Consider the following 24442-nt stretch of genomic DNA (forward strand, 5'->3'; position numbering starts at 1 on the left):
TACTGCCGGCCGTCATACTCGTCCACAGGGGCCTCCTTCGTCGTGGTACGTCGTGACAACCCCAGGGAAACCCCTGACCAGGGTGACTGTCACGAGGAGCGGAGGCCCCGCTCCTTCATCGCATCAAAACGAACGGTGTAACTCGGGTTGTTGACGTGCGCAGGATTCAGGTTTTGCGGACTGCGCTGGTGAAGCCGGCGATGAAGAGGGTGGCGAAGGTCCAGGCGAGCAGTTGGAGGAACCAGCTGGCGATGGTGAGGGTTTGGCCGGCGGGGGTGTTGGTGGGTTGGCAGCGATCGCGGGCGCCGGTTTTGATCAGTGGGGTGCCGAGGTCGAGGCCTACGCCGATCTGGTCGATGGTGGTGCAGGCGGTGACCGCGACTGCTGTGGTCGCCGGCTTTTGGGCGAGGCCGCCGTGGTGGCCGCCGGTGACGCTGAGGGTGACTGCGGTCGCAAGCGTGGCGAGGAGAAAGAGCAGGGAACGCCACGGCTGGTAGCCGTAGCCGAGGGTGATGCCGGTGAGGCGACCCCAGGCGCGTTCGGAGCTGGCCAGTCCGGCGCGCTGAATTTGGTCGCGCCGTTGGGCGATGAGAATGGTGCGGGCGTCACGGTCGTGGCCGGCGGCGCGGTAAGCGGCGGCGAGGTGCTGGTAGGGCTGGGCGGCGTAGCCGGGGGTGTGCTCGCGCAGCAGGGTCAGCCAGCGCGCCAGTGACGCTGGCCGCGGCAGCCCGCTGTAGGTGAGCCCGTCCAACTCGATCAGCGATCCCTGGTCCGGTGCCAGGTGCGTCGCTCGGTCGGTGTCGAGGCGGAAAGTCCCGCCAATCCGCGCACCGGTCAGCACCAGCACCGCCTGGCCGCCTGCGCTGGTGGCGGTGAACCCGCCGTCCAGGAGCACATCCTGGTCGACCCGGAGGCCGTCGGTGTTGAGGGCGGGTCCGGTGGTGTTCTCCAGCCGTGCCCCGCTGCAGTACAGGACGCCGCCGATGTGGGCACCGGGCAGCTGGATCGTGCCCAGCTCGCTGGCGCTGGTGGCGGTGAACCCGCTGTCCAGGGCCACGTCCCGGTTGACCTGGAGGTGGTCGGCTTCGAGGGCGGGTCCGGTGGTGTTCTCCAGCCGTGCCCCGCTGCAGTCCAATGTGCCGAGGTGGGCACCGAGTAGCCGGATCGTGCCCTGCTCGCTGGCACTGGTGGCGGTGAACCCGCCGCGCAGGAACACGTCCTGGTCGACCTGGAGGTGGTCGGCGTTGAGGGCGGGTCCGGTGGTGTTCTGCAGCCGCGCTCCGCTGCAGTTCAGTTGGCCGCCGAGGTGCGCACCGAGTAGCCGGATCGTGCCTCGCTCGCTGGCGCTGGTGGCGGTGAACCCGCCGCCCAGGAACACGCTCTGGTCGACCTGGAGGCCGTCGGCGTCGAGGGCGGGTCCGGTGGTGCTGTCGAGCCGCGCTCCGCTGCAGTCCAATGTGCCGATGTGGGCAGCGAGCAGCCGGACCGTGCCCTGCTCGCTGGCACTGGTGGCGGTGCTCCTTTCGAGCGAGAGCACCCGCGCGGCAAAGCGGGTGGCGTCGACTGGCGCATCGTCCGAATCTGCCGCTTGCTCGATGCGGCACCCCGTCAAGGCAACCGCCAACAGTTGGGCCTTGCGGAGATTCAAGCCGCTGGGCAGTAGACAGTCGCGCAGCTCCAGCGCCAGGTCACTGGTGATGTTCTCCAGATCGATCTGACCGGCGATCCGGGCTCCGCGTAGCCGCAGGCCGTGTGGGTCGGGTTCGCTGACCAGACGGCCGCGGACGAGCTCACGGATGACCGAAGCCGAGATCGTCCGCTCCTCGCCCCAGGACCGCATCGCTGCCTCGTCGACCGGCCCGTCACCGGCCAGATCGAGCACCTCGCCGCAGGCGACGGACTCGATCAGTCGCTGCTCCACAGGACTGTGCGCTCGACCGTCCGCATCCCTCACCCGCTGGCCACCTACCGACGTCATGGCACCAATGATGGACAGCCACGTGATCTACCGCGATCCCCTGACCGGGCCACGGCCCGCGACCCGTCAGTCACCACAGCCGGATCCACCGTCGCCGCCCGGTCAGGCGGGGGCGGGCGCCGCCAGAAGCGCGCGCAGCTCGCGGACCGCTGCCCGCCCGGCCCGGTTCGCGCCGACCGTGCTCGCGGACGGCCCGTAGCCGACCAGGTGGATACGGGGGTCGGCGACCACCCGGGTGCCGTCCACGACGATGCCGCCGCGGGGCCCGCGCAGCCGCAGCGGGGCCAGGTGCTCGAGCTCCGGCCGGAAGCCGGTGCACCAGAGGATGACGTCGACGTGCTGTGCCGTGCCGTCGCGCCACTGGACGCCGTCGGGGACGATCCGGTCGAACATCGGCCGGCGTCGGAGGAGGCCGCGTTCCCGAGCTTCGAGCAACTGCGGTGTCCACGCCAGCTCGGTCGCGCTGGCGATGCTTCCCGGGGGCAGGCCGGCCCGTACCCGTGCCTCCACCTTGGCGACCACCTCGCGTCCGTAGTCCGGCGTGAACGGCCCGTCGCGGAAGACCGGCGGGCGGCGGGTGACCCAGGTGGTCGTCGCCGCGACGTCGGCGATCTCGACCAGGAGCTGCACGGCCGACGTTCCGCCCCCGACGACAACCACCCGCTTCCCGGCGAATTCCGCCGGTCCCCGGTAGTGGGCGGTGTGCAGCTGCCGCCCGTGGAACGTTTCCTGTCCGGGGTAGTACGGCACGAAGGGCCTGGTCCACGTTCCCGTCGCGTTGATCAATGCCCGGGTGGTCCAGGTGCCCTTGTCGGTTTCGACGAGGAGTCCTCCGTCGCCGGCGTTCCGGACGGCCGTGACGGCGACCGGCCGCTGCACGTCGATGCCAAACTCACGCTCGTAGGCCGCGAAATAGGCCGGCACCGCCTCGGCGGCCGGTTCGTCCGGCGGTGGAGGCGTGAAGTGCATTCCGGGCAGGTCGAAGATGCCGTGCACGGTCGCCATCCGCAGCGTCGGCCACCGGTGCTGCCAGGCCCCGCCGGGCGCCGCGTCGGCGTCCAGGACAGCGAAGTCAAGACCGGAGGAGCGCAGGTGGTACGCACTGGCCAGCCCCGCCTGCCCGGCCCCGACAACCACCACATCCGTATCCGGCATGTGTCGGACAACATCTCGGGCTCGCCCGGGCCTTCCCACGGGCGATCGATCTCACACCGCCCGAAGGCGTCAGCGGCATGTGCGTACACCCGATCGCTGTTGCCGGTCACGGTGGCTTGGGTAGCACGGGCGTGGCTGATCATTGAGCGGTGATGAACCCTGCCGCGTTGCCGGCCGACCCCGGTGCGTTCTCGTTGGCCGTTCCGCCGCTGTTTGCCGCGCTGGCTCCGGCGCGCAGCATCCTCATCGCCGGAGCGGGCGGGGGGTTCGACGTGTACGCCGGGCTGCCCTTGGCGTTCGCCCTGTGGCGCGGCGGCGCACAGGTGCACCTGGCCAGCCTGTCCTTCTCCCAGCTCGAGTTGATCGACCGGGACGCGTGGGTAGCGGAGCACGTCGCCGCGGTGCAGCCGGACACTGGCAGCCCGGACTGGTACTTCCCCGAACGGACGCTCGCCCGGTGGCTGGCGGCTCGGGAACTGCCGTCGACCGTGTACGCCTTTCCGCCGCTCGGTGTCCAACCGTTACGGGCGGCGTACCGGTACCTGGTCGAACAACTCGACATCGATGCGGTGGTGCTGGCCGATGGCGGCACCGATGTCCTGCTGCGCGGCGACGAAAGCGATCTCGGCACCCCGGTGGAGGACATCACCAGCCTGGCCGCCGTGGCCGCGCTGGACGTGCCGGTCAAGCTGGTGACCAGTCTCGGCTTCGGCATCGACGCCTACGACGGCGTCAACCACGTCCAGGTGCTGGAGAACCTCGCCGCACTCGACCGCGACGGCGGCTACCTCGGCGCCCTGTCCATTCCCGGCTCCAGCCCGGAGGCGGCGCTGTACCGCGATGCTGTCGCCGACGCCCAGGCCGCCACCCCGGACCGGCCGAGCATCGTCCAAGGACAGATCGCCGCCGCCACCAGCGGCGCGTTCGGAGACGTCCGGTTCACCCGGCGCACCGGCGGCGGCGACCTGTTCGTCAACCCGCTGATGACGATCTACTTCACCGTCGACCTCGACAAACTCGCCGCCCGATGCCTGTACCTCGACCGCATCGAGAACACCATCGGCAGGCGACAGGTCATCACCCGCATCCAAGCGTTCCGCGACGAACTGCTCAGCGCACGCGTCCCCCGCGCGTTTCCCCACTGAACGCCCGGACGGCGGCAGGAGCCGCGAGCTGACCAGGTACGACAGGACCCCCGTCGGTAGTCCTTCACCACCAGGATCACGGGTCCGGCCGGCTGCGTGGGTGCTTACTGCTGGAGTGACGAGATGACCTCGACGAGGACATCGGGCGCCTCCCAGTTGAGCAGGTGTCCGGCATCGGGCACGGTCACCAGCCGCGCTCCGGGCACGCCGGCGGCGAGCCGGTGTGAGTGGCTCGGGGGCGTCGAGCGGTCCGCCGAGCCCACCACGACGACGGTCGGTACGGTGATCTCGCTCAGCCGGGGGTAACGGTCCTCTCGGCTGAAGGCCCGCACGATCGGAATGAGCGGCTGGTGGCTCTGACGGACGAAGACGTCCCGGAACACGGAGATCATGGCCGGCGACGGCCGGGTGCCGCACTGCGCGGCTCCGAACAGCACACCACCGGCACGAGTGCGCGCGAGCCGCTGCAGAAGACCGGTTTCCAGCAGCGGAATCTGCAGCCGATTCTGCGGTGCCTGGTCGAGGATGCGGCCCGCCCAGGTAGCGAACAGCACCAGGCCGCGCAGGCGCCGGGCCAGCTCGGGGTGGTCGAGTACAGCACGGACCGCGATGAACCCGCCCATGGAGTGGCCGACCAGCACGCCGTCCCGCACGTCGAAGTGCTCCAGAATGGCGGCGTAGTCCGCCGCCATGGGTTTCGAGCCGGTACCGGCGGAACCGAGCGTCGAGCGCTCGTGGCCGCGCTGGTCGAAGGCGATGACGCGGTGACCGCGGGCGACCAGGGTGTCCCACACCACGTTCCACTCCAGCAGCGAGGCCCCATATCCGTGGGCGAGCACCACCGGCGGGCCGTCCCCGGTCACGATCGCGCGCAGCACCGTTCCGTCCGGACGCGGGACGAGCACCTCCTCGCCCTGCGGCTCCCGAGCAAGCCGGTCATACGGCAAGGGGTCCGGGTTGCGTTCGATCCTGGCGACCGCCGCCCGCGCCGCCCCGATGGTCGCGGCACCGAGCAGCGCGACGGCCGTGCCGCCGACGACCCAGGCGCGGTGCATGCTCAACGCCGCCCGAACCGGAGCGGCAGGCTCTCGGGTCCATGGATGGCGGTGGGCGGACGCCAGGTGACGGGGCCGGCTATCGACGGCGGCGCCAGTTGACTGCTGAGCGCGATCAGCGACTCGGCCATCTCGACGCGGGCGGTCGGTGCGCCGATGCAGTAGTGCGGTCCACCGCCGAAGGTCAGGTGCGGCACCTGCCGGTGGATCGTGATGTCGAAACGGTCACCGTCGTCGACGGCGAGCGGGTCCCGGCTGGCGGCGTGCGTGCCGAGCAGCAGGAAGGTGCCCGCTGGGACATGGACACCGTGCACGTCGAGGTCCTCGACGGGGAACCGGAAGATCGTCGGTACCGCCGGCGCCCATCGCATGACCTCCTCCACGGCCTGTGGCGCGAGCTCCGGGCGCTTCGCGAGCAGCCGCCACTGGTCGGGGTACTCACTGAACGTCGCCAGCGCCTGACCGAGCTGGTTACGCGTGGTGTCGTGCGCGGCGAACACGAGGGTCAGGGCGAGGTTGCGCAGTTCTTCAGTGCTGAGCCGGTCCCCGCTTTCCTCAGCGGCGATGAGCGCCGACAGGAGGTCGTCCCGCGGCTCGGCGCGGCGCTGCTCGATCAGTGAGTCGACGTACGCACGCAGCCCCACGACGGCCTCCTCCACCCGGGTACGCAACTGCGGCAGGGTGAAGCTGTAGACCAGTCCGACATCGGTCGACCAGCGGCGGAACAACTCGTAATCGGTCGGTGGGACGCCGAGCAGCGCGCACATCACCCGCACCGGCATCGGGTCGGCGAAATCTGCCATGAACTCGCACTCGCCCCGCTCGGCGATCGCCGCGGTCAGACTCGTCGCGGTGTCACGCATGAACGGCCGCAGGCCCTCGATCATCCGTGGCGAGAACGCCTTGCTGACCAGTCGCCGCAGGCGCAGATGGTCGGCGCCGCGCTGGTGCAGGATCATCGGCACGAACCAGTCGTACAGCGGTCCGTCGGAAATGCCCATCAGCTCCAGGTAGCGCTCGCCGCTCTGCGCCAGCCGCGGGTCGCGGAGCAGTTGGTGCATCTCGGCGTGGCGCAGCACGATGAGTCCCATCGGCGTCATGGCACACCAGTTCGCCGCGCGTGCCGCAGCGACCGCGGGAGAGTCGAACCGAAAGTCCGGCGCGGTGATGTCGAGGAACGGAAGGTCCACGGCGGGAATCGTCGTCATCGTCGCTCCTGACCGAATGATCTAGGTGCATGAATCGATGCCGTGGTCACGGTAGCCGCGCGACCCCCCTGCGCGACACCCTTTGTAATCAACGTCCCACGATGTGTCACCGCTCTGTCCATGGGCGCTGGTGACCCGGCTGGGATCTTGAAATAGGTGAGGACCTCCGGGTGGAGTGGAGCCTGTCGAAGGTTCCGCCACCCCGGGAGGTCCTCGTGCCCCACGCAACGCACGTCGACGTCAAGAAGCTCGGCAACATCCCCGACGGCGGCGGCTGGCGCACTCAAGGCCGGCACCAGGGCAAACTCAACGCACCGTCACACCCGGGCAGCCAACGCCCGGGCGATCTCTCGCGGGCTCGCCGCCGAGACCTGGGACGCGCTGCGGGACCGGGTCCGCCGCCACGCCGACCACCAGGTCGCGGAGATCGAGCGGCCGGCGGCGGACCCCTGACCCTGGCTACCGCTCGTCGAGCAGGTCGCGCAGCTCACGCAACGCTTCGCGGAGCCGGTCGGAAAACGTGTACATCATGCCGGCGACCGGGCGCGGGGTGCTGAGGTACAGGTTGAACCGGTCCGGCAGCAGCACGTACGCGATCCCGATGCAGCGACTGCTGGTGGCCCCGAACCCGAAGTAGCGGATGCTGGTCGACGGCGCCGAGCTGGTGCTCAGGTAGTCGTCGCGCATCTTGAGCCACCCCGGCGTCTCGTACAGCCGGGACGACTCGGGCACGCCGAGCGCCGCCCCACGCCGCTTCTGGATCAGCTGCAGCTCCCACAGGTGCTGCTCCGGTGCCGCACCGGCCTGGCACTGCTTCGCCCGTTCGACATGCTTGTCGGCCGCGGCCCGGAACGCCGCCCGCCGCTCGTCGGGTGACGCGGCAGGATCGTCCATCACGGACACGAACCGCAGCACCTCGGGCGTGACGACGCGCATCGCCTCGGTCCGCCCCCGCAGGTACTGGCGGGTGGCGATGGACTCGTACGTGGCGCCGATGAAGCCCTTGGCCCGCTTGTGCGCGAGCTGGTATGCCACCTGCACGAACGCGTCCGGCGACATCCGCAGCCGCTTGACCTCGTCCACCCCGAACTCGTCGAAGGACAGCGTCACGGTGGCGGTGTCCGCGCCGTACTGGGCGAACGACCGTGCCGCGGCGGCGATGTCGGCCCGCAGCGCGTCGTCGAGCACGAACGTGACCGGCTCGATCGCCGGCACCCCCTGCGCCGCCGCACCCGACTGCGCGGCGTGCTCCTCGGGCGGCGCGGCGAGCATCGTGTCGACGAAGCTGAGGATGGTGGTGCCGTCCAGCCCGCAGTGCTCGACGTTGATGCCGGCCGTGCCGTCGGCGAACACGATGATCGACACCGCCTTGTCGAACCACCGGTTGCCGCTGTCGCCGTGCAGCAACTGGTCGCAGGCCGCCAGGTCGTCGGCCGGCGTCAGGTCCTCCAGGCACACGCAGAACAGCGCCGTCTCGATGGTGTCCAGCGCCGCGGCGTTACCGGGATCCAGTGCCGCCAGCCGGTCCCTGGCCGCCGCCCACTCGGCCCGGGCCATCGTGGTGAGATGACCGGCCGCGGTGGCCGTCGCGGCCACGGCACCGGCCTTCTGCACCTCACGCAGGCCGGCCGCCAGGTCGTCGAGGGAGTACGGGCGCCCGTCCGGACCGACCACGTCCATCCGGAACGCGTTGCCGCGCTGGAACACCACGATGTGCCGCGCCGTCGACGGGCCCGGCATCTCGTCGCTGTACGGCGCTCGGACGGTGTCCTGCACCGGCCCCGGGATGCGGGTGGTCGAGAACAGGAACTTGTTCTGCTCCATCGACAACGGCTGCCCGCGCGTCACGATCGGCGGGATGCGCTCGTCGTCGAGCTGGGTCTTGTAGTTCACGGCGGCGGCGATGAGCCGCGCGGCGCGCTCCACCTGCGGCTCGGCGAACCCGCGCAACGGCGTGTCGCGGAACAGGAAGATGAAGTTGGCGTTCAACGCGATCCGGTCCCGGCGACCGAGATAGCGCGCCGGCCAGAACGTGTCCAACCAGCTGTGCGTGGCCGGGTCCGCGTTGTACCGCACCAGATCGGCGTGCAGCTTCGGCCCCGGACCGTCGGCCCGCCCGAACTCCTGCACCGCGGCCTCGGTGTCGGCGAACTCTTCCTCCGTCAGCAGCGGCGCAGACCACTCGAGGAACCGGGCGCAGGTGTCCTCCAGCGCGGGCAACGGCACCCGCGGCAACGTGTCCTCGTTTTTGAACGTGCTCACTCGGTCTCCTGGAATTCGCCGCTCATCGGGCGGCCTTCTGGGTCAGTGACTGGTCAACGTCAAAGGTCAAAGGGTCGGGAGTGCCGATGGGCCGGGAAACGTAGAGCTGAGCGTACAACCAGCCGTCGCTCTCCAGACCCTCCGGATCAACGCCGGCGGCGGACATCGTCTCCAGCACCTGCCGCTGTTCCCGGTCGGACGCGAAACGGCGCTGCCGGAACGTCCGGTCCACCCGCACCGTGTCGTAACCGAGGGCCGCGAGGCTGTCGGCGATCGGTTCGAACGGGAACATCCGCAGCGCGAAGTGCGCCATCCACGGCAGCCGGTCCCGGCGGGAGTCGACCACGCGCACGAGCGTCCGGCCGGTGACGTAGCCGAGGCATCCGGTGGAGATCACGATGTCGGCACCGGCGAACAGGGCGCGCTGCCGCGCCGTGGGTTCGCGCGCCTCGAGGTCGGCCTGCACGACGTCGTCGAGGAACCCGGCCGCCGATGCGTACCCCAGCGCCGGCCGGGACACGTCCAGCCCCACGAACCGGGCCGGGGACCGGTGCGCCCGGACCAGCTCACGATCGCGCTCCAGCAGCGCTTGGCGGGTGCACTCGGCGCCGGCGTAGCGGTCGTACAGGTCGTCCATGGTGGCGTCGCAGCGCAGCAGCGCCGCGTTGACGCCGTAGGAGCAGCCGACGTCGACGACGGTCGGGACGGCCACCTGCCGCGATTGGCGGTACTGCCCAATGATTTGCTGGAAATAGGGCTTGGCGAGTTGGGGAATGTAATAGTCGAGCTCACGCAGGGTGGTGAAATAGGCGCGGGGATCGGGTTGCGTGTAGATGCCGTCGAGGGAAACTTTTCCGGTCCGGTCGAAACGCACGGGGGCGGCTCCTCGCGATTACTAATCCAGCAACTGGTCGACTCGCACGGCATTGCGCTCGGCGTCGTGGTGCGCGGGCAGGACCCGGCCGAACAGCTGCCGCGTACGGGCGACGCTGCCCATCACGCCGGGGCGTTCGGAGTAGGCGAAGATCGCTGAGTGCCGGGCGGTGGCGCCGCGCACCGCGCTGACCCGGTGCAGCGCGTACCGGCCCTTGAACAGCTGGAGGTCACCGGGGCGCAGGGTCAGGGCTCGCACCGGCGAGCGGTCGGCGCCGGTGAGCACCGAACGGACGGCGCCGAAGTTCTCCGCGCCCGCCGAACGGATGTTCGGGCAGTACTCGAAGACGCCGCCTTCCTCTGGCTCCTGGGTCAGCATGCTGACGGTGAACTCGTTGGTGTCGAAGTGCCACGGGTGCTCCATGCCGGGCTGCACGACGTTGAGCACCAGGCCGGACAGCGGGTCCGCGAGCTCGTGCAGCTCCGGGAGTTCGAAGCAGGCGGCGACGAAGCGCACGAACGACGGGTCGATGTAGAGCCGGTGGATGACACTGTCGGTGGGGATCCGGTCGCGCGGGACGAACGCGTTGCCGCGCTGCATGACGATGCGGCCCGGGTGCTCGGCCGGCAGGTCGTCGTCGAACGCGATGTTGTAGACGTTGGTCTCCTCAACGTCGTAGTACGCCAGCGGGGCGACCCCGGCGCCTTCCCGCCGCAGCGCCTCCCAGCTGCTCGGCAGAATGAACCCCGGCAGCACGCTGCACCCGAGTTCGCGCAGTTCGCTGCGCGTTCGGGAAACGACGCGTTCCCATGCGTCGCTTCCCGGGTCGGCCAGTGGATAGCGCGCGGTGTCCACTATATGCATTTGGACGGACCCCTTCTTCAATGGTGGCGGCATGAAGAAATGCGGAATCCTAACAAGATTCACCGGCGTCTAGCCCCATGTTGGTTATATTGTTCACAGCGCCACGGCCGGAGGGCGGCCCGCTGGACCAGCCCAACTACTGGTAGCGCCCCCGGGTGCCGCCCCGGGACCGGCCGACGGTCGTGGCGCGTCCCGTCGTGCGGCCGAGGCGCTACGGGCGGCGTCCGAACAGGGCCCGGAACGTCGCGCTGAGCACCGTCTTCCCGGCCCGGGTCAGCTCACCGCGCAGGAACAGGGTGCCGCAACCGCGACGGGTCGTCGACACGGCGGGCCGACCCCGCCGACAAGGCCGAGTTCTACCGGCACCTCCGGCTCACCTATCGGCCTGAAACGGCCGCGGGTCGACGCTGGCGTGCCGGTGCGGTGGGCCGCGCCGGACGAGGCCTACGGCCTCAGGACGTCGCTGAATACAGCGAAGTGTTCTACAACCGGCAGTGCCTGCATTCCACCCTCGGCTACCGCACCCCAGCCGAAGCGCTCACCGATCACAGACTGCGTACCGCAGCCTGACCAGCAAACCCACGAGACACTGTCCAAGCTCCTTGACACAGCTCAGTTTCGTCGATTGGAGGGGCAGCGTCGGCGGCCGGATTCCCATAGGCTGCAGCACTTGTCGCTCAAGGAGTTGGGAACCGTGCTCGCCTACCGCTCGGCGCGCCCGTGGCTGGTTCGCCTCGGGCTGCTTGGTCAGTTGGTGCTGCTGACCAGCCTCGGGGCGGCCCCCGCACACGCCTCGCCGGCCGATCACGCCGTCGCGACCGCGGGCGTGGCCATGTCGGGCAGGATCGGTGCTGCGGCGACGGCGGTGGATACCGGATCAGCGCGCGGCACGGCGGTCCGGGCGGGCGACGTACCCGTGGCTCTCGTCGGCGACGCGCCGGCGTACGGCTCGACGGACGCCAACTCAGACGGTCCGTCGCCGCGGACGAACGGCGCTCTTCTGGGCGGCCTGCTGGGTGCCCTCGGCGGGCTGCTGATCGCCGTTACCGTGAAACTTGTCCGGCGAGCCACCGAGCGACGGGAGCACCGGGCGACCGTGCCGTCCCCGACGCATGCGCCCGCCTTCAATCCCCGCCCGCCCACACCGGCTGCGTCCCCGCCGTCACCCGCAGCACCCGCGTCCATCGTCGAGTTCGCGCCGCCGAATGTGCCGGACGACGGCGGCCCTGCCACGGTGCGGACGCCGGCCGCGGGCACCGCCGTCCCCCCACCCGCGTGGACCGCTTCGCTGGTCGCCCCGCCCATGCCGGTCGATGCGCCGCAAGAAGCACGGCGGCTGGGAAGTCCACCCCGGTCCGGCACCCAGTGCGCGCGATGCCGCGCCGTCGTCCCGGCGCAGGCGGCCTACTGCGGCCAATGCGGCCTGCCCCGGCAGCGGCCCGCGCCCGTGGCCCGGGAGACCGCCGGAGCGGACAAGGAGGCGGCCGGGGCCCTCCGCCGTCGGCCCGGCCGGTGGCGCCGATGGCACCGGGTCGCGGCCGTCGCCGCAGCCGGCGTCGTCCTGGTCGCGGCGGTGACGTTCTATCGCCAGGGGTCCCCCATGTCGCCCCGCGACACCGTCGCCGCCTACTTCGAGGCGCTCGCCGACCGTGATGCTGATCGGGCGCGATCCATGCTCTCCCAGGATGTCGCGAATGCGGCCCCGCTGATGCTGACAAGCGGAGCAGCCTTGCGCGATCCCGGATATCACCCGCCTCAGCACCTACGGATCAAGGTGGCCGACGTTCGCGACGACGTCGCGACAGTAGAGGGAGACTACGAACTCGACGGTGAGCGGGAGCGGACGGGGCTCACGCTGATCCGCGACGGGGCCAACGGCAAGCGGCAGCCGTGGAGCATCAACGGTCTGCCCCCGATGCCGCCGCCCTCCGGTGAATACGGGTTCGAGGCGCTCCTCATCGCGGGCACACGAGCGCCGGCCGGCTACATCGAGTTCGTGTTCCACGGTTCCTACCTCGTCTCACTGCCCGACCATCCGATCCGGGAGGTGACGGCCTCGGTCCGGGTGCGTGCAGGCGCCAGGGAGGCGGGCGTTATCCGCACACGCATGCGGGAAGGCGCCCGCCAGGCGATCGAAACGCAGGTTTGGGCGTACCTGGACAAGTGCGCCGCGAGTGCGGAACTGGCGCCGCAGGGGTGCCCCTTCTCGGCCTACAGCCCGACTCCCGCGAAGGACGTCGCCTGGAGGATCACCGGGTACCCGACGCTTGAAATCACGCTCGGGCCCACTGGGGACGCACAGGTCGTCGGCAGGATGGGCACAGCGACAGTGACCGTACGCGGCAAGGTCCTCGCCGAGAACACATCGTTCGCCCTGCACGGGGACGCGCGTGCCACCGGGGACAAGATCCTGTTCGTTCCGCGCTGACTCTCCACCATCCGGCCTCCGCACCAGCGGCAACGACGTGTCGCCCACCTGACCAGCGAGGTGTCCCGATGACAGATGCACAGCCGGCTCGGTACTGTCCGTACTGCGGTGCGCCGGTACCGGGCAGCCCGAGATTCTGCTTCCGCTGCGGGGCCGGGCAGGCGGGACACCAGCCCGCGGCCTACCCGCCCCCCGCCGATGCGCCGACCGGCGGGCAGTCCCGGCTCCGCCGGCCCTGGTCGCTGATTCTGACCGGCGCGGTCGCCGTCCTCCTCATCGTGGCGGCGGTGCCATTGCTGGTCCTCCGGTGGCTCCCGGACGGCCCCGATGACGTTGCCCGCTCCTATTTCGAGGCGCTCGCCGAGCGAGACGCCGACAAGGCCCTGGCGCTCCTCGATCCCGGCTCGCCCGAACGGGCCGACCCGCCGATGCTGACCGACCGAATCCTGAACGACCCCGGATACACCCCACCCGGCGATGTGGAAGTCGAGGTGCTGTATTCGGTCACCGACACCAGCACAGTAAAGGTCGATTACGGCATAAAACATGCGAAGCGTCAGCTCAACCTCACGTTGATCCGGGACGACGAGTCCACCGGCTGGAAAATCCAGGACGGACTCCTGCCGCTGCCGTTGCCGCGGAACGACGCCGGGTGGGACGCGTTCCTGGTCTCTGGCACTGCGGTACCGGCGAGTCGGCAGCGGCTTGAGGTGGTGTTTCCGGGCGCGTACCTGATCATGCCGGTGGGGAACGCGATCCGCGAAGCGCCGCCCATCACCGTGTGGGCGGGGGCCGTCGAAACCGAACGCCTGTTGGTACGGCTGCGACCCACGGTTCGTGAGGCCATCGAGCCGCAGGTGCGGGCGTACCTCGACGCCTGCGCGGAGAGCGGCGAGCTCGCGCCGCCCCGGTGCCCGTTCCGCGGCGTCAGCAACGGGCCCGTCACGAATATCAACTGGACGATCACCCACTACCCGACCTTGCGGTTGCAGTTGACGTCCGGCGGTGCGGAGGCCTGGGTCGTCGGTGAAGCGGGGGCGGCGGAGGTGACCGGACGGAGCAATTCCCGGGTTGCGCCAGAGTTCGCCTCCAGTACGACGTTTTCGGTGTCTGGCATCGGCCGCGTCATCGACGGGAAGGTCGTGTTCGTGCCCACCGCTGACCGCGACCCGTCGTAGCAGCGTGGAAGATCAAGAGAAGGAGCTCGGGTGAACGAACCACAGCCGCACCGGTACTGCACCTTTTGCGGCTCTCCGCTCGTCTCCGCGTCCTGCCCGCGCTGCGGCCCGGTTCAGCCCGGTGCGGTCCCGCACCGGGCAGTACCATCCCCGGTTCCCGTCGGCGGTGGGCTCGGACCACCGGTGGACAGGGGCACCCGTCGGCTCTGGCCCGTCGTGCTGATCACCACGATCGTTGGGCTCGCGCTCCTCTGTACGGCAGCGATGCTGCTGGTGCCACGGTTCATCGGGCCGGAAGCGGCGGTACGCACGTACTTCGACGCGCTGGCCGACCGGGACGCGACCAAGGCGCGTGAGCTGCTCGCCGACGGCTCCGCGATCGGGCAGCCGGGGCCCGTCGCCGGGGTCGACGAGCGGGCGGACCTGTCGCTGTTGACGAACGGCACTCTACGCAGCCCCGGCTACACCCCACCGCGCAACCTGAGCATCGAGCGCGCGAACTGGACCGGCGCCAGCGCGACCGTGCATGCCAGCTACGACTTCGGCGGCCCGCGCATCACCGTCACGCTGCCGCTGATGAATGAGCGCGGCATGCGAGGGTTGCCGTCGTGGCGGATCACGGACGGGCTGCTCGAGCTCCGGTTGGACTCCGCGGCGACCGGCCAGCTGATCGTCGCCGGCTCCAGTCTGCCGATGGCGACCGCACGGAGCCTCGTCGCCTTCCCGGGCGCCTACCGGGTCACCCTCCCGGAGCATCCGCTCTACCGGGCGGAGCCGGTGATCGCGTTCGCCGGGGGCGCGATTGCTTCGCCTTCGCCGGTCCAGGTCCGCGAGAGCGTGCGCCAGGACGTCGAGCAGCAGGCACGGGCCCACGTGGACGGATGCGCGCGCCGCAATCAACTCGCACCCTCGGGCTGCCCCTTCGTCGCGAGCAGCAGCGTGCCGGTGAAGATCGTGGCCTGGAGCATCGTCCGGTATCCAGAGCTGAGTTTCACGCTGGGTACGGGCGGCGAGGTGTCGGTGACGAGTCCCGCCCAGGGCGTCGCCGCCGCGACCGTCGTCCGCTCCTCGGGCGCCGGCACCTCCTGGCAGGAAACCGTCACCTTCGACATCCGTGGAACCGTCGACGTCGTCGACGGCAAGGCGGTCCTCTCCATCGCGCGCTGACCGATCGCGACCGCCGCAAACGGCGAGCAACCGAACGCCCCGTCAAGGTGCTACGGCGCCCCTATGGCGATGACAGCCATAGACACTGGCCGACTACGGCGACCACGCTCCCCCCGGCGGGTCCGTGGCCGATGGCGCCGACGATCCGAGTAGCCACGCAAGTAGCCAGGTGGTGCCAGGGCCGGACGTCCAGGAATCTTTTGGACCGTGCGTTCCGGCTTCGGGGCAGGCATCGGCAGGCGCGGCCCTGGATGGTGAGTTATTACGCGCCTACTGCTTCATCGGCGAGCGGGGCGAGGTGCCGCTGTTCATCGGTGCTCCGACAGCCGACGAGACCGAGCTCGAGGTCCTGCTCGACGACATCGTCGACCGGTACGTCAAGTTCGCCGAGGACTACTACGAGATCGAGGTGGACCCGACGTTGGTCGAGCACGTCGTCGCACACCGCCCGCTCACTGACGTAGTTGTGCAGGCTTTGAACCCAGAAGTGACCGTTGCCGGGCTGCACGAGGACATCGCCGCGATCGGGTATCCGATCGCGGCAGTGTGACGTCAGGCCCACACCTGGACCGCCTCGGCAGCACGCTGGTCGCTCATTGGCATGACATGGCGTGACCCGACCTATCCGGGTCACAAGGCCTGGGCGATGCTCGGCGCCGCCGGATGCGGGGCGAGCCCGGTACATGTCGAAGCGACACCGATCCGTTTCGACGTCGCCGTTCCGGCGACCTGCTCAGCGCGCTGACCCGCAACCGACGCGGAGAACAGCGCACCTTGAAGTACGTCGTCAACGGCCGTCTCAAGCGCTCCGTCAGCCTCGGGGCGTCTATCGTTTGACCCGACGAATCCACCGCCCGATTGGGCGCCCTGCTCGATAGTTCGCCGACCCTGAGCCGAACGGGCCCACCCACCCTAGCCGTGGAGCCGCGGCCGGGCTGGAGCTGGGCGCTTCAGGGCGTGTCACGGCTCGCAGGAAAACCCTGGCTCGTCTATACCTTCGTACTGAATCTCGACATAGTAGCTCGGGCGGCGCCCCTCCCAGAGGCCCCCGTCGATCGTTAGTAGAAACCGTAGGGGCCGACCCTGCACCACCTTGATGCCACACAGCTGATTCCCATCGGCCATCTGCCAACCGCTAGCTTGCCCGACCTCGCGATAGAAGCCGTAAACATCCGGAAGGGTCTTCATCTGCTCCGGATACGCGTACACGGCGTTGGCCCCGCCGATGTAGGCACTGTCATCTATGCCGATGCAGGGTTGGGCATGTTCGGCGAAGACCTGGGTCATTCCGGGGGGTGCTTGGGTTATCAGGGGATCCTGCGCGAGCCGGGCGGCGAAAGCTTCGTCGGCTGCTACGCACGAGGGCCCGGGTTGTGGTACCGAGATCGGTCTCGCCGACGGTAGGAGGTACAGCCCGACGACCAAGATTCCGGGGGGAAGCAGGCCAAGTGCCATCCACCCAAACGCTCTTACCACTTTGCTTCGCACGCCACCCCCTCCCACCGCGCGCCAAGACCATACCGGAGCCGCAGGCTCCCCTGGCCGCGCGCTGCCAAGCTTCAAACGTCCACGACCGGAAGGCGAGTTCCGCGACAAGGCCGTGGTGGGGATGCGGCGCGTGTACCCCGGGCAAGCCCCTGGCCTGCCGGAGATGGCCGGCCCGAGGGGTCGCAGAGGCTCCAGGATCAAGGGCGGCCCGCAGGGCCGTCGCGTAACGACGCGAAGCGCGCTTGAGCCTGGAGGGGCGGCCCCGCACACTCCGCGCCGCATCCCCACCATGGCCGGCGGTGACTCGCACGACGACGCGCAGTGCGACGGCCTTTACGCCCCGACCGGCTACCGGCGCTGGGCAGCCGGAGCCTACCGTTCGGCGTCGATATCTAAAGGGCCGTCGGTGGCGTTCGGATCACCTAGGTCGAGCGTCGGGGTGGTGTGTGCGGCAGTGAGCGCGAATACCTGGCCGAGCCCTACGCGCAGCGCCGCCAGTCCGGCCGGATCGAGCCGAAGCCGAACGTGGAACACCGGCGAGCGCAGCCCCAGTTCCGTGGCCGCCTCTCGGGTCAGCCGCACGCGTAGTGAGCCCCGATCCAGTCGGAGTGCACGCAGTCCCTTCCAAGCGGGTGCGTGCGCCTCGGTGACCAGGCACAGGCCTTCGTCGTCCGCCGGGTCGTAATGCTCGTCAGCCGGATCGCGGGCCTGGAACTCCAGGCAGCGCGGTGTGTCGTCCCACTCACGGCCGGCCAACGCCACCGTCAGAACACCGTGCTCCTCCACCACCTGCACCTGCGTCGCATCGAAGCCGACACGGAACGGTCGCACCAGCCAGGCGCCCACCCGGCGAACGAGACCTGGGCGCTCACCAGGCCCGTAAACAGGACCACTTTCAACGAGGATGGTGTCCCGCACGATCTCCACCGCCAGGTCAGGGAGGCAGTACGTCATCTCGCTCGCCCCGTATCGGCCAGCGAACCGCAGGGCGACAGCGCTGCAGCCCTCGGTCGGGCCGTAACGTTGCCACCAAGCGGCTAAGGGCTCCGCGAGCGCCGCCAGCGAGCCGACCTCGTCAGCAGTGAGCAGCAGGACCGACGCGGACCTCTCCACGGTGACGCCGTTTTCCTGCGCCAGCGGCGTCACCGCACCAAGCACGTCGGCCGGGTCCACACGCTCGCCGTCGACCAGCACGCTGACCCCGATCCCCACCGCCACGCCGACACCCTCCCTCACCTCGTCAGCCGTTGGCCGCGCCGGCCGTCACATCCTGACAGCCAGCTGCTGCACGGTGATGCCAACCCTGGAACAGGTCCCACCGGCGTCCTGGCCGCCGTCCGCCGACTGCGACACGCTAACGCCAACTCACCCGGCACTAGGCAGTCGGTCGCGCCCCGCCACTGTGCAGGCCGGGCGTGCTGCGGGTGCCCGCTCGGTAGGGTGTCGCTTCACCGTCTACCGTCGGAGGTCCCGGGTGAGTGGCACGAAGGTGTGCGCGCGGCGTCGCGCGCTGGCCGCGGTGATGGTCGCGCTGCTCGCCGGCGGCGCGTGTTCCACTCCTGGCGAGGGCGCGCCATCGGTGGAATCCCCGGCGCTCTACGCCGACCCGTCGCATGGCATCTGCCGGACCCTTCCCTTTCAACTGCTGGAGCAGCACGTCGGCCATCGGTACGCCGACTTCGGTGCGTGGCAGTTCCCGTGGGGGACGGTAGAGATGGTCGGTCTCACCGACACGCTGATGGGTGAGTGCCATCTGGACACCACGAAGGGCACCGACTATTACGACCCACCGTACGGTGGTGTGGCGGTGTGGTTGTACACCTACCCGACCACGGCGGAAGCCGCTGCCGCTCACCGCACTCGCACCCAGGGCAAGCGCACGTCGGAGTCACCGGGCACCGACATCGACGTGGACAAGTTGGCCTGGCAGGACCGGGACACCAATTCCGGCTTCGCGTCCGAACTCACCGCCCACGTCCTCGACCGGAACCTCGTGATGACCGTGCTGGCCAGGGCCGGTGACAAGAACGCCGAAGCGCCGACAGCCGCCACGTTGCGCACCGCCACCGGCGCCTTCGTGACCGAAAGCATCCACCGGCTGCGAGGCAACCCGCCCCGCCCCGCGCCTCGGCCGACCAGCGCCACGGCACAGTCGGACTACCCGGCGCCGGGAGAGGGATTTTGCCGGAAGCTGCCACTGGATGTGTTCCACGACCGGCTGGGTGATTCGATGCCCGGCTACCCGGACGAACAGATCTACAACGGCACCGCCTACTGCAGCCTGCGCACCGCTGGCACGGGAAAGAAGAGCCGGGGTGGCACCATCGCGCTCTGGATCCGACGTCACGACACCGTCCAACAGGCCCTCGACTTTCACCAAGCCCACCAACCCACCTCCCTCACTCCAACCGGCCCGGCAGGGGTGACGCTCGACGTCGACGCGCTCGACTGGGCCTACCAGCCACCGGCCAACGGCCAGGACGGGATGCACACCCTGCGCGTCGTCGCCGGCAACCTATACCTCTACCTCGACATCACCGGCTACTCGGACAACCCAACTCCCCTCGTCGACGAAGAACTGGCACCCACCATCGCCGAGTTCATTCAAACCACCCTGACAACGCTGCGGAACTGAGGCCACTCCGGGTGCGCCGAAGAGGTCACCAAGCAGGAGGCCCAGGTCAGCCTGGTGCACCTGAGATTGATCTTCCAGAGAGCAGGACGACTCCGGACTGATAGAGGGAGGCACGCAGAGGCGCACACCTATGTCACGGCCGCATCGCCGGCGCGCCCCAGCCATCGACTCGGTATCTGAAGTTGCTCAGCGCTGAGGCTGCGGGGCGGGTGACCACTTCGGTCTCCTCTGGGAGGTCACACCGCCCCGTCCGTCCGCATCAGCGCAGGTCAGAGAGGGTGGCCGCGGGCGTTCAGCTCCAGTTGGGCGGCGCTTGAGCGTAGGCGGGTGGTAGGTGAGGCCAGCTCAGCGGGCGGCCATCGAGTTGACCTGGTGGGCTGATCGTGCTCCACCCGTTTCCGAGTGCTGTTCGGTAGGTGTCGGCTTGGCGCTTCGGGTCATCGCCCGCGCTCTGCCTGACTGGCGTGCTGCCTTGGTCGAGCAGCCATCGTGCCGTCCTGACGAGGGATACAGAGACGTGGGTGGCGTCGCCGGTGCGGGCGCGTCGGCCCAGTGCGGCCAGTGCACCAGCAGCGATGAGGTAGCCGGTGGCGTGGTCGAGCAGTTGGCAGGGCAGCGCGCCGGGTTGGATGCCATCGGTGCTTGTAGCCCAGCCGATGCCGGTGGCGATCTGCACCAGGCTGTCGAAACCGCGCCGTGTGCCCCAGGTTCCGGCCGTTTCCCACGCCGAAAGCGTGACGACGATGGTGCCGGGGTGCTGGTCGGCAACTTGGTCAGGGTCCAGACCGAGACGGCGCAGCGCTCCGGGCCGGTAGCCGGTCACGAGAACGTCGGCTTGGTCGAGAAGGCGATGCAGAGCTTGACGGCCGTTCGCCGTGCTGGCATCCAGGTTTGCGCTTGCCTTACCGATCACTCCGTCGACGGCGTGCAGCGCCAACTCCGGATGATGCGGATCGTCGACTCGTAGCACGTCGGCACCGAGCGCGCCCAGCATCCGGGTGCCAACGGGGCCGGCGATGACCCGTGTCAGATCGAGTACCTTCACCCCCGACGCGGGAAACTGGCCCGGTTCGGCTAGCGGCAGCGAGCCACGGCTGAGCGGCACCATGCCCACGAGCGGAGACGTCCCCGCCGTGCCTCGTTGGCTGTCTGCTTGCCACTGGGCCTGCGTACGAGCCGCCACGGCCAGCCCTCCCGCGGCGTACACGACGCGCTCAACCTCGAACGCCGGGCGCGCGGCAATGACGTCAGCCAACTGCGCCTGCACGTCGGCGTCTCGCCCGTCGTTCACACCGAGGGCCGCCAGCAGAGCCGTCCGATGCCACGGGTAGTTCGCATGGGTGCGCACCCAACCGTCCGCAGCCCGCCACAATCGGGACAGTGGAGCGAAGCCGTCGATACCCCGCCCGTCTGCATCGCGAAGCCAGACCTCGCTGCGCATCGCCGCCGCCACATGCTGCGTGTCGAGCGCGAAGTCAGGCCGCCGACCGGTGCGCGCAGAAGCCAGATCAGCGGCGGCCGTGAGACAGGCGGCCACGGACGCGGTTGCGCACTCAGCGACAGCGAGCGGTGACGCCAGTACTGCAGGCTGTGGATCTCCGGCCAGCCGGGGACCAGCGATATTCATCAGCCCCAGGTCTGCCAGGACGCCGTCCAACAGAGTCACCATGCAGACATCCTTCCGGCCCTTGCTGACCTGGATTGGCCCACGAGGGGGTGCCGTTGCTCACCCGCCGGGCAGGGTCAGGAGGAACCCCCTTCCAGTCGTGGGTAGCGTCGCGACGAACCTCCTCGTCTCGGCAGTTGAGGACGCCGTCCGAGTGACCAGCGAAAGTCCCGGATCTTGATACCCACGGGGCCGCTGAAAAGGTCGGCTAGCAGGAAGCCCTGCTCAGAAGGTTGCCGGTGGGAATCGTGTCTCGGCTTCCGGGACCCAGACCGGTGCCACCAGGACGGATCCAAAGCCGTACCTCGATGCAGCGTGGCCCTCGTGAATGGCGTCAGCGGCCCCCGGACGACAGCCGGTACCAGCCATGCGGGGAGCAGCCCGCCCTGACCACTTCGGTGTTCTCTGGAAGGTCACGCCGGACCGCTCACCCGCAACACCGCAGGTCAAAGCCTTCCGGACTGTTCGGCCCAGGTGAGCACTTCGGGCGCGGTGACCACTTCGCCACCTGCACCCAGGCTGCTCCCACTTGCAAGGTCAGGCCACACAACAAGCTCCTTACCGCCCTGACCAGCGCATACTCCCCCGCCTGGCGACATAGATAGCTTTCGCCTGCTGCGCAAGACCGCGGAGCACGCCGTGTGAAGCAGGACGCTGCACCGACTCCGACCTGCGAAAACGAGAAGCCGCAGCCACGGGTGGGTGCAGTTGCGCGCCGTTGGTTGCCGTTGTGGGCAGTTTGAAGGCCCTTCAGTGCACCCTGTTGCTCCCAACCTGCTCCCCGGATCCCGGGCTTGTGACCAGGCGGCTGCCGCCGGGCTGAGATGGCTGGCCCCGGAGGTCGTTCGTTAGCGGATCGCAGCCGCTGGCCCGAGCGGCCTTGGCTGACGCCGACGCCCGGCCAGCGACCGTTGGCTCAAGTGCTCCCGACCTGCTCCCACGGCCCGGCGGTCAACCAGGCGCGCTCACGGACGCCGCGCCATATCAGCGGCAGGAGAGTGCGTGTTGGGGCGGTGATCCAGTGCGGCAGATTAGGGAACGATCACTACGCCGCCCCGCACGCCGCCTTGGGCCAGCCGGTTGTGGGCCGCTGCCGCGTCGGCGAAGGAGTAAACACCGGCGACCCGTAGCGGGATGTCACCGCTTTCTACCAATTTCACCAGTTCGCCTAGCCGGGTGCTGTCCGGCAGCACGTCCAGTGCGAACGTCCGGATTCCCCTCACCGGCTCCGGGCGCAGCGGGGGTGAGGCGGCCACGTAACCGCCGCCGTCCCTGACCAGTTCCATCAGGGACGAGCCGATCAGTGCCAGGTCGACAACCGCGTCGAAACTGTCCGCCGCTACCGCGATCGGATCGTCCGAGCGCGGCACGAACACCGCGCCCTGCGACTCGACGAACTCGCGGTCGTCAGCCTCCGCTATTCCTGTGGCGTGCAGGCCGGCGACTCGGGCCAGCGCCAGGGTGAATCCGCCGACCTGCCCCGCGGCGCCGGTGACGAGCACGGACGAGCCCGTCGGGAGCGCGAGCAGGTCGAGGGCCTGGGCGGCGGCGAGGCCGTTGGTCGGCAGGGTCGCGGCCTCGCTGGCGGGAATCCGGGTGGGCGCGGCGGTCAGCCATGCGGCCTCGAGGACCACATACTCCGCGTGGGCACCGACCGTGGTGCGCAGCCAGGGCGAGAAGCCGATGACATCGTCACCCACAGTGAGATCTCCGACGGACGGACCCACCGCATCGACCGTGCCTACCACGTCCCAGCCGGGTACATACGGCAGCCCGGCCGGCAGTGGTGCCGGGAATCGACCGGCGCGAATCATGAGGTCAACCGGGTGCACGACGGACGCGGCGACCCGTACTCGCACCTGCCCCGGCCCCGGCGCCGGCACCGGCAAGTCCGCCGCCACGTGCAAAACCTCCGGCCCTCCGAACTGTGCATAGCTGACTGCGCGCATCGCCGTGTCCTCCGCTCAATGTCATGGTCGCCATTACGGTAGGTATCCTTGGGCACTGTGAGGAAGTAGGTACCTGGAAGTGCCTAGGGCACCGGCAAAGGTGGTGGAACATGGCGACGACGACCGCTGGGCAACGACGAGAGCAGGCCAAACGCGACTATGACGCGTTCCTGGCGGGCTGCCCGACCCGGGAACTGCTGACCACGCTCAGCGACAAATGGGCGGCGCTGGTGATCGCGGCGCTCGCCAGCGGCCCGCAGCGGCACAGCGAGCTCGCCCGCCGCATCGCCGGCGTCAGCCAGAAGATGCTCACCCAGACCCTGCGCACACTGGAACGCGATGGTCTGCTCACCCGCACCGTGACCGCGTCGGTGCCGGCCCGCGTCGACTACGCGCTCACCCCGCTCGGCCACGACCTGTTCCCGGTGATGGTCGCAATCAAGACTTGGGCAGAGACACACATGGATCGCGTCTTTCAGGCCCGCGCCCAGTTCGACGCGCGATCATGAAGTCCAGTGGGCGCTGGCCTCCCGACCCGGTCACCGGTTGAGCGGATCATCCCAAATGCGTCCACGATCCAGGTCATCTACGGGCTGGCGATGGAGCTGGCGAAAGAGACGGAGCGGCCGCCCGGAACGCACTCAACTCGGCAGATCCGGATGCCGATAGAGCCTGACACTTCGGGTGGAGGGTACTACCCGCAGAGCCAAAAGCCATCCCCGTCGTAGCGGATCACGTCGCCACCCAGCTGCCGAACGAAGACCACTGCGCCCTCAATTCATACATGCTGCCCAGGGCGTAGGAACAGAGGAGACTGAAGTTCCACTGCCCAGTCGTCAGCCTCAAGCATGGTCACGATTGTCAGCCGGTTCACCGGTGCAGGGTCGGTTCGGACAGCTCCGGTGGAGCCATCACCTCGACCGAGCTGCAACTCCACGGCTCGAGACTACCGGGCCTGAGATGCCATCGTCCTCCGACGGACCCGGAGGCCAAAAATCTATGTCTCGTATGGGTCCCAGTGAGCGGCGTAGCGCAGCAGCGAACGGGCCAGGTCCGGGTGGGCCGCCGCCCAACGGGTGTCGAAGAGGAACCACTGGTCGAACCCGAAGAAGCCGTCGATGTACCGGGCGACCTGCGCGATGTGCGGGTCTAGCCGGATCAGCGACTCGATGGGCCGCTCCGCGGGCAGCAGTTCCAGCATCACCCCGAGGTTCGGGGCGTGCGCGGGTACTCGGTTGAAGCCAGCGGGCGACGGGGCGTATCCGGGCAGCCGGGCGTAGCGTTCCAGCGCCAGTCCGACGTCGTTCTCTCCTGGAGCGACGAGGGCCCGCAGCAGCCGGGCGTCGTTGGGCCAGTGGTGGGCGTCGGGGCCGTCGATGCCGCGCAGGTG

At 69.4% G+C, this 24442-nt stretch carries 19 protein-coding genes and 1 pseudogene; 8 read left to right on the top strand and 12 right to left on the bottom strand.

The window, feature by feature from the left end; genetic code table 11:
- Positions 1-166: 166 nt before the first annotated feature.
- Entirely contained in the window at positions 167-1978 is a 1812-nt protein-coding gene (locus KBX37_RS23640) for a hypothetical protein (RefSeq protein ID WP_210778101.1), read from the bottom strand.
- 102 nt (positions 1979-2080) lie between these two features.
- Complete coding sequence (locus tag KBX37_RS23645; RefSeq protein ID WP_210778102.1) at positions 2081-3133, bottom strand: FAD-dependent oxidoreductase; 1053 nt, start codon at positions 3131-3133, stop codon at positions 2081-2083.
- Positions 3134-3285: 152 nt separating this feature from the next.
- Here KBX37_RS23645 and KBX37_RS23650 point away from each other — a divergent pair, with 152 nt between their 5' ends.
- Positions 3286-4278, top strand: a complete 993-nt coding sequence (locus tag KBX37_RS23650) for a DUF1152 domain-containing protein (RefSeq protein ID WP_210778123.1) — start codon at positions 3286-3288, stop codon at positions 4276-4278.
- 104 nt (positions 4279-4382) lie between these two features.
- Here the strand turns inward: KBX37_RS23650 and KBX37_RS23655 are convergent, their stop codons facing one another.
- Positions 4383-5156 carry an alpha/beta fold hydrolase gene (locus tag KBX37_RS23655; protein WP_210778103.1) on the bottom strand — a complete coding sequence of 258 codons (774 nt, stop codon included), beginning with the start codon at positions 5154-5156 and terminating at the stop codon, positions 4383-4385.
- A 179-nt stretch (positions 5157-5335) separates the two neighbouring features.
- Positions 5336-6541 carry a cytochrome P450 gene (locus KBX37_RS23660; protein ID WP_210778104.1) on the bottom strand — a complete coding sequence of 402 codons (1206 nt, stop codon included), beginning with the start codon at positions 6539-6541 and terminating at the stop codon, positions 5336-5338.
- A gap of 230 nt (positions 6542-6771) precedes the next feature.
- On the opposite strand from KBX37_RS23660, the pseudogene KBX37_RS36040 reads away from it, so the two are divergent.
- Positions 6772-6879, top strand: a pseudogene (locus KBX37_RS36040) (IS481 family transposase); the annotation flags it as partial.
- 121 nt (positions 6880-7000) lie between these two features.
- On the opposite strand, the gene KBX37_RS23665 reads toward KBX37_RS36040, so the two are convergent.
- Genes KBX37_RS23665 through KBX37_RS23675 form a run of 3 tightly spaced genes read right to left on the bottom strand, consistent with a single transcriptional unit; the run spans position 7001 to position 10541 of the window.
- Positions 7001-8803 (bottom strand): choline/carnitine O-acyltransferase, encoded by a 1803-nt coding sequence (locus tag KBX37_RS23665; RefSeq protein WP_210778105.1) that lies wholly within the window; start codon positions 8801-8803, stop codon positions 7001-7003.
- Positions 8804-8825: 22 nt separating this feature from the next.
- Entirely contained in the window at positions 8826-9677 is an 852-nt protein-coding gene (locus KBX37_RS23670; protein ID WP_210778106.1) for a class I SAM-dependent methyltransferase, read from the bottom strand.
- 21 nt (positions 9678-9698) lie between these two features.
- Positions 9699-10541: an arpA protein gene (locus KBX37_RS23675; protein WP_210778107.1), complete on the bottom strand. Its 843-nt coding sequence runs from the start codon at positions 10539-10541 to the stop codon at positions 9699-9701.
- 670 nt (positions 10542-11211) lie between these two features.
- Between KBX37_RS23675 and KBX37_RS23680 the strand changes: the two genes are divergently transcribed.
- From KBX37_RS23680 to KBX37_RS23695, 4 genes are all read left to right on the top strand, one after another.
- Positions 11212-12969 carry a zinc ribbon domain-containing protein gene (locus KBX37_RS23680; protein ID WP_210778108.1) on the top strand — a complete coding sequence of 586 codons (1758 nt, stop codon included), beginning with the start codon at positions 11212-11214 and terminating at the stop codon, positions 12967-12969.
- 68 nt (positions 12970-13037) lie between these two features.
- Entirely contained in the window at positions 13038-14147 is a 1110-nt protein-coding gene (locus tag KBX37_RS23685; protein WP_210778109.1) for a hypothetical protein, read from the top strand.
- Positions 14148-14363: 216 nt separating this feature from the next.
- Positions 14364-15314, top strand: coding sequence for a hypothetical protein (locus tag KBX37_RS23690; protein ID WP_210778110.1), 951 nt, complete (start codon positions 14364-14366; stop codon positions 15312-15314).
- 172 nt (positions 15315-15486) lie between these two features.
- Complete coding sequence (locus tag KBX37_RS23695) at positions 15487-15864, top strand: hypothetical protein (protein ID WP_210778111.1); 378 nt, start codon at positions 15487-15489, stop codon at positions 15862-15864.
- Positions 15865-16274: 410 nt separating this feature from the next.
- Here the strand turns inward: KBX37_RS23695 and KBX37_RS23700 are convergent, their stop codons facing one another.
- The gene (locus KBX37_RS23700; RefSeq protein ID WP_210778112.1) at positions 16275-16601 is read right to left on the bottom strand and encodes a hypothetical protein; all 327 of its coding nucleotides are present in this window, start codon (positions 16599-16601) and stop codon (positions 16275-16277) included.
- 573 nt (positions 16602-17174) lie between these two features.
- The gene (locus KBX37_RS23705; protein WP_210778113.1) at positions 17175-18020 is read right to left on the bottom strand and encodes a hypothetical protein; all 846 of its coding nucleotides are present in this window, start codon (positions 18018-18020) and stop codon (positions 17175-17177) included.
- 256 nt (positions 18021-18276) lie between these two features.
- On the opposite strand from KBX37_RS23705, the gene KBX37_RS23710 reads away from it, so the two are divergent.
- The gene (locus tag KBX37_RS23710; RefSeq protein WP_210778114.1) at positions 18277-19437 is read left to right on the top strand and encodes a hypothetical protein; all 1161 of its coding nucleotides are present in this window, start codon (positions 18277-18279) and stop codon (positions 19435-19437) included.
- Positions 19438-19729: 292 nt separating this feature from the next.
- Here KBX37_RS23710 and KBX37_RS23715 read toward each other — a convergent pair whose 3' ends face one another.
- Together KBX37_RS23715 and KBX37_RS23720 are read right to left on the bottom strand one after the other, a co-directional pair.
- The gene (locus KBX37_RS23715; RefSeq protein WP_210778115.1) at positions 19730-21106 is read right to left on the bottom strand and encodes a CoA transferase; all 1377 of its coding nucleotides are present in this window, start codon (positions 21104-21106) and stop codon (positions 19730-19732) included.
- 1028 nt (positions 21107-22134) lie between these two features.
- The gene (locus KBX37_RS23720; protein ID WP_210778116.1) at positions 22135-23052 is read right to left on the bottom strand and encodes an NADP-dependent oxidoreductase; all 918 of its coding nucleotides are present in this window, start codon (positions 23050-23052) and stop codon (positions 22135-22137) included.
- Positions 23053-23162: 110 nt separating this feature from the next.
- Between KBX37_RS23720 and KBX37_RS23725 the strand changes: the two genes are divergently transcribed.
- A complete protein-coding gene (locus tag KBX37_RS23725) occupies positions 23163-23561 on the top strand; it encodes a helix-turn-helix domain-containing protein (RefSeq protein WP_210778117.1) in 399 nt (132 codons plus the stop codon).
- Between the two features lie 488 nt (positions 23562-24049).
- Here the strand turns inward: KBX37_RS23725 and KBX37_RS34745 are convergent, their stop codons facing one another.
- A complete protein-coding gene (locus KBX37_RS34745) occupies positions 24050-24253 on the bottom strand; it encodes a hypothetical protein (RefSeq protein ID WP_247658759.1) in 204 nt (67 codons plus the stop codon).
- Positions 24254-24442: the final 189 nt, after the last annotated feature.

The sequence above is a fragment of the Micromonospora sp. U56 genome (assembly GCF_018070095.1).
Lineage (GTDB): Bacteria > Actinomycetota > Actinomycetes > Mycobacteriales > Micromonosporaceae > Micromonospora > Micromonospora purpureochromogenes.

Bases quoted from the DNA above. Each gene is read 5' to 3' on its own strand.
- KBX37_RS23640 (WP_210778101.1), bottom strand. From the start codon at position 1,978: ATGACGTCGGTAGGTGGCCAGCGGGTGAGGGATGCGGACGGTCGAGCG.
- KBX37_RS23645 (WP_210778102.1), bottom strand. From the start codon at position 3,133: ATGCCGGATACGGATGTGGTGGTTGTCGGGGCCGGGCAGGCGGGGCTG.
- KBX37_RS23650 (WP_210778123.1), top strand. From the start codon at position 3,286: ATGAACCCTGCCGCGTTGCCGGCCGACCCCGGTGCGTTCTCGTTGGCC.
- KBX37_RS23660 (WP_210778104.1), bottom strand. From the start codon at position 6,541: ATGACGACGATTCCCGCCGTGGACCTTCCGTTCCTCGACATCACCGCG.
- KBX37_RS23675 (WP_210778107.1), bottom strand. From the start codon at position 10,541: ATGCATATAGTGGACACCGCGCGCTATCCACTGGCCGACCCGGGAAGC.
- KBX37_RS23685 (WP_210778109.1), top strand. From the start codon at position 13,038: ATGACAGATGCACAGCCGGCTCGGTACTGTCCGTACTGCGGTGCGCCG.
- KBX37_RS23700 (WP_210778112.1), bottom strand. From the start codon at position 16,601: ATGACCCAGGTCTTCGCCGAACATGCCCAACCCTGCATCGGCATAGAT.
- KBX37_RS23715 (WP_210778115.1), bottom strand. From the start codon at position 21,106: ATGGTGACTCTGTTGGACGGCGTCCTGGCAGACCTGGGGCTGATGAAT.
- KBX37_RS23720 (WP_210778116.1), bottom strand. From the start codon at position 23,052: ATGCGCGCAGTCAGCTATGCACAGTTCGGAGGGCCGGAGGTTTTGCAC.
- KBX37_RS23725 (WP_210778117.1), top strand. From the start codon at position 23,163: ATGGCGACGACGACCGCTGGGCAACGACGAGAGCAGGCCAAACGCGAC.
- KBX37_RS34745 (WP_247658759.1), bottom strand. From the start codon at position 24,253: ATGCTGGAACTGCTGCCCGCGGAGCGGCCCATCGAGTCGCTGATCCGG.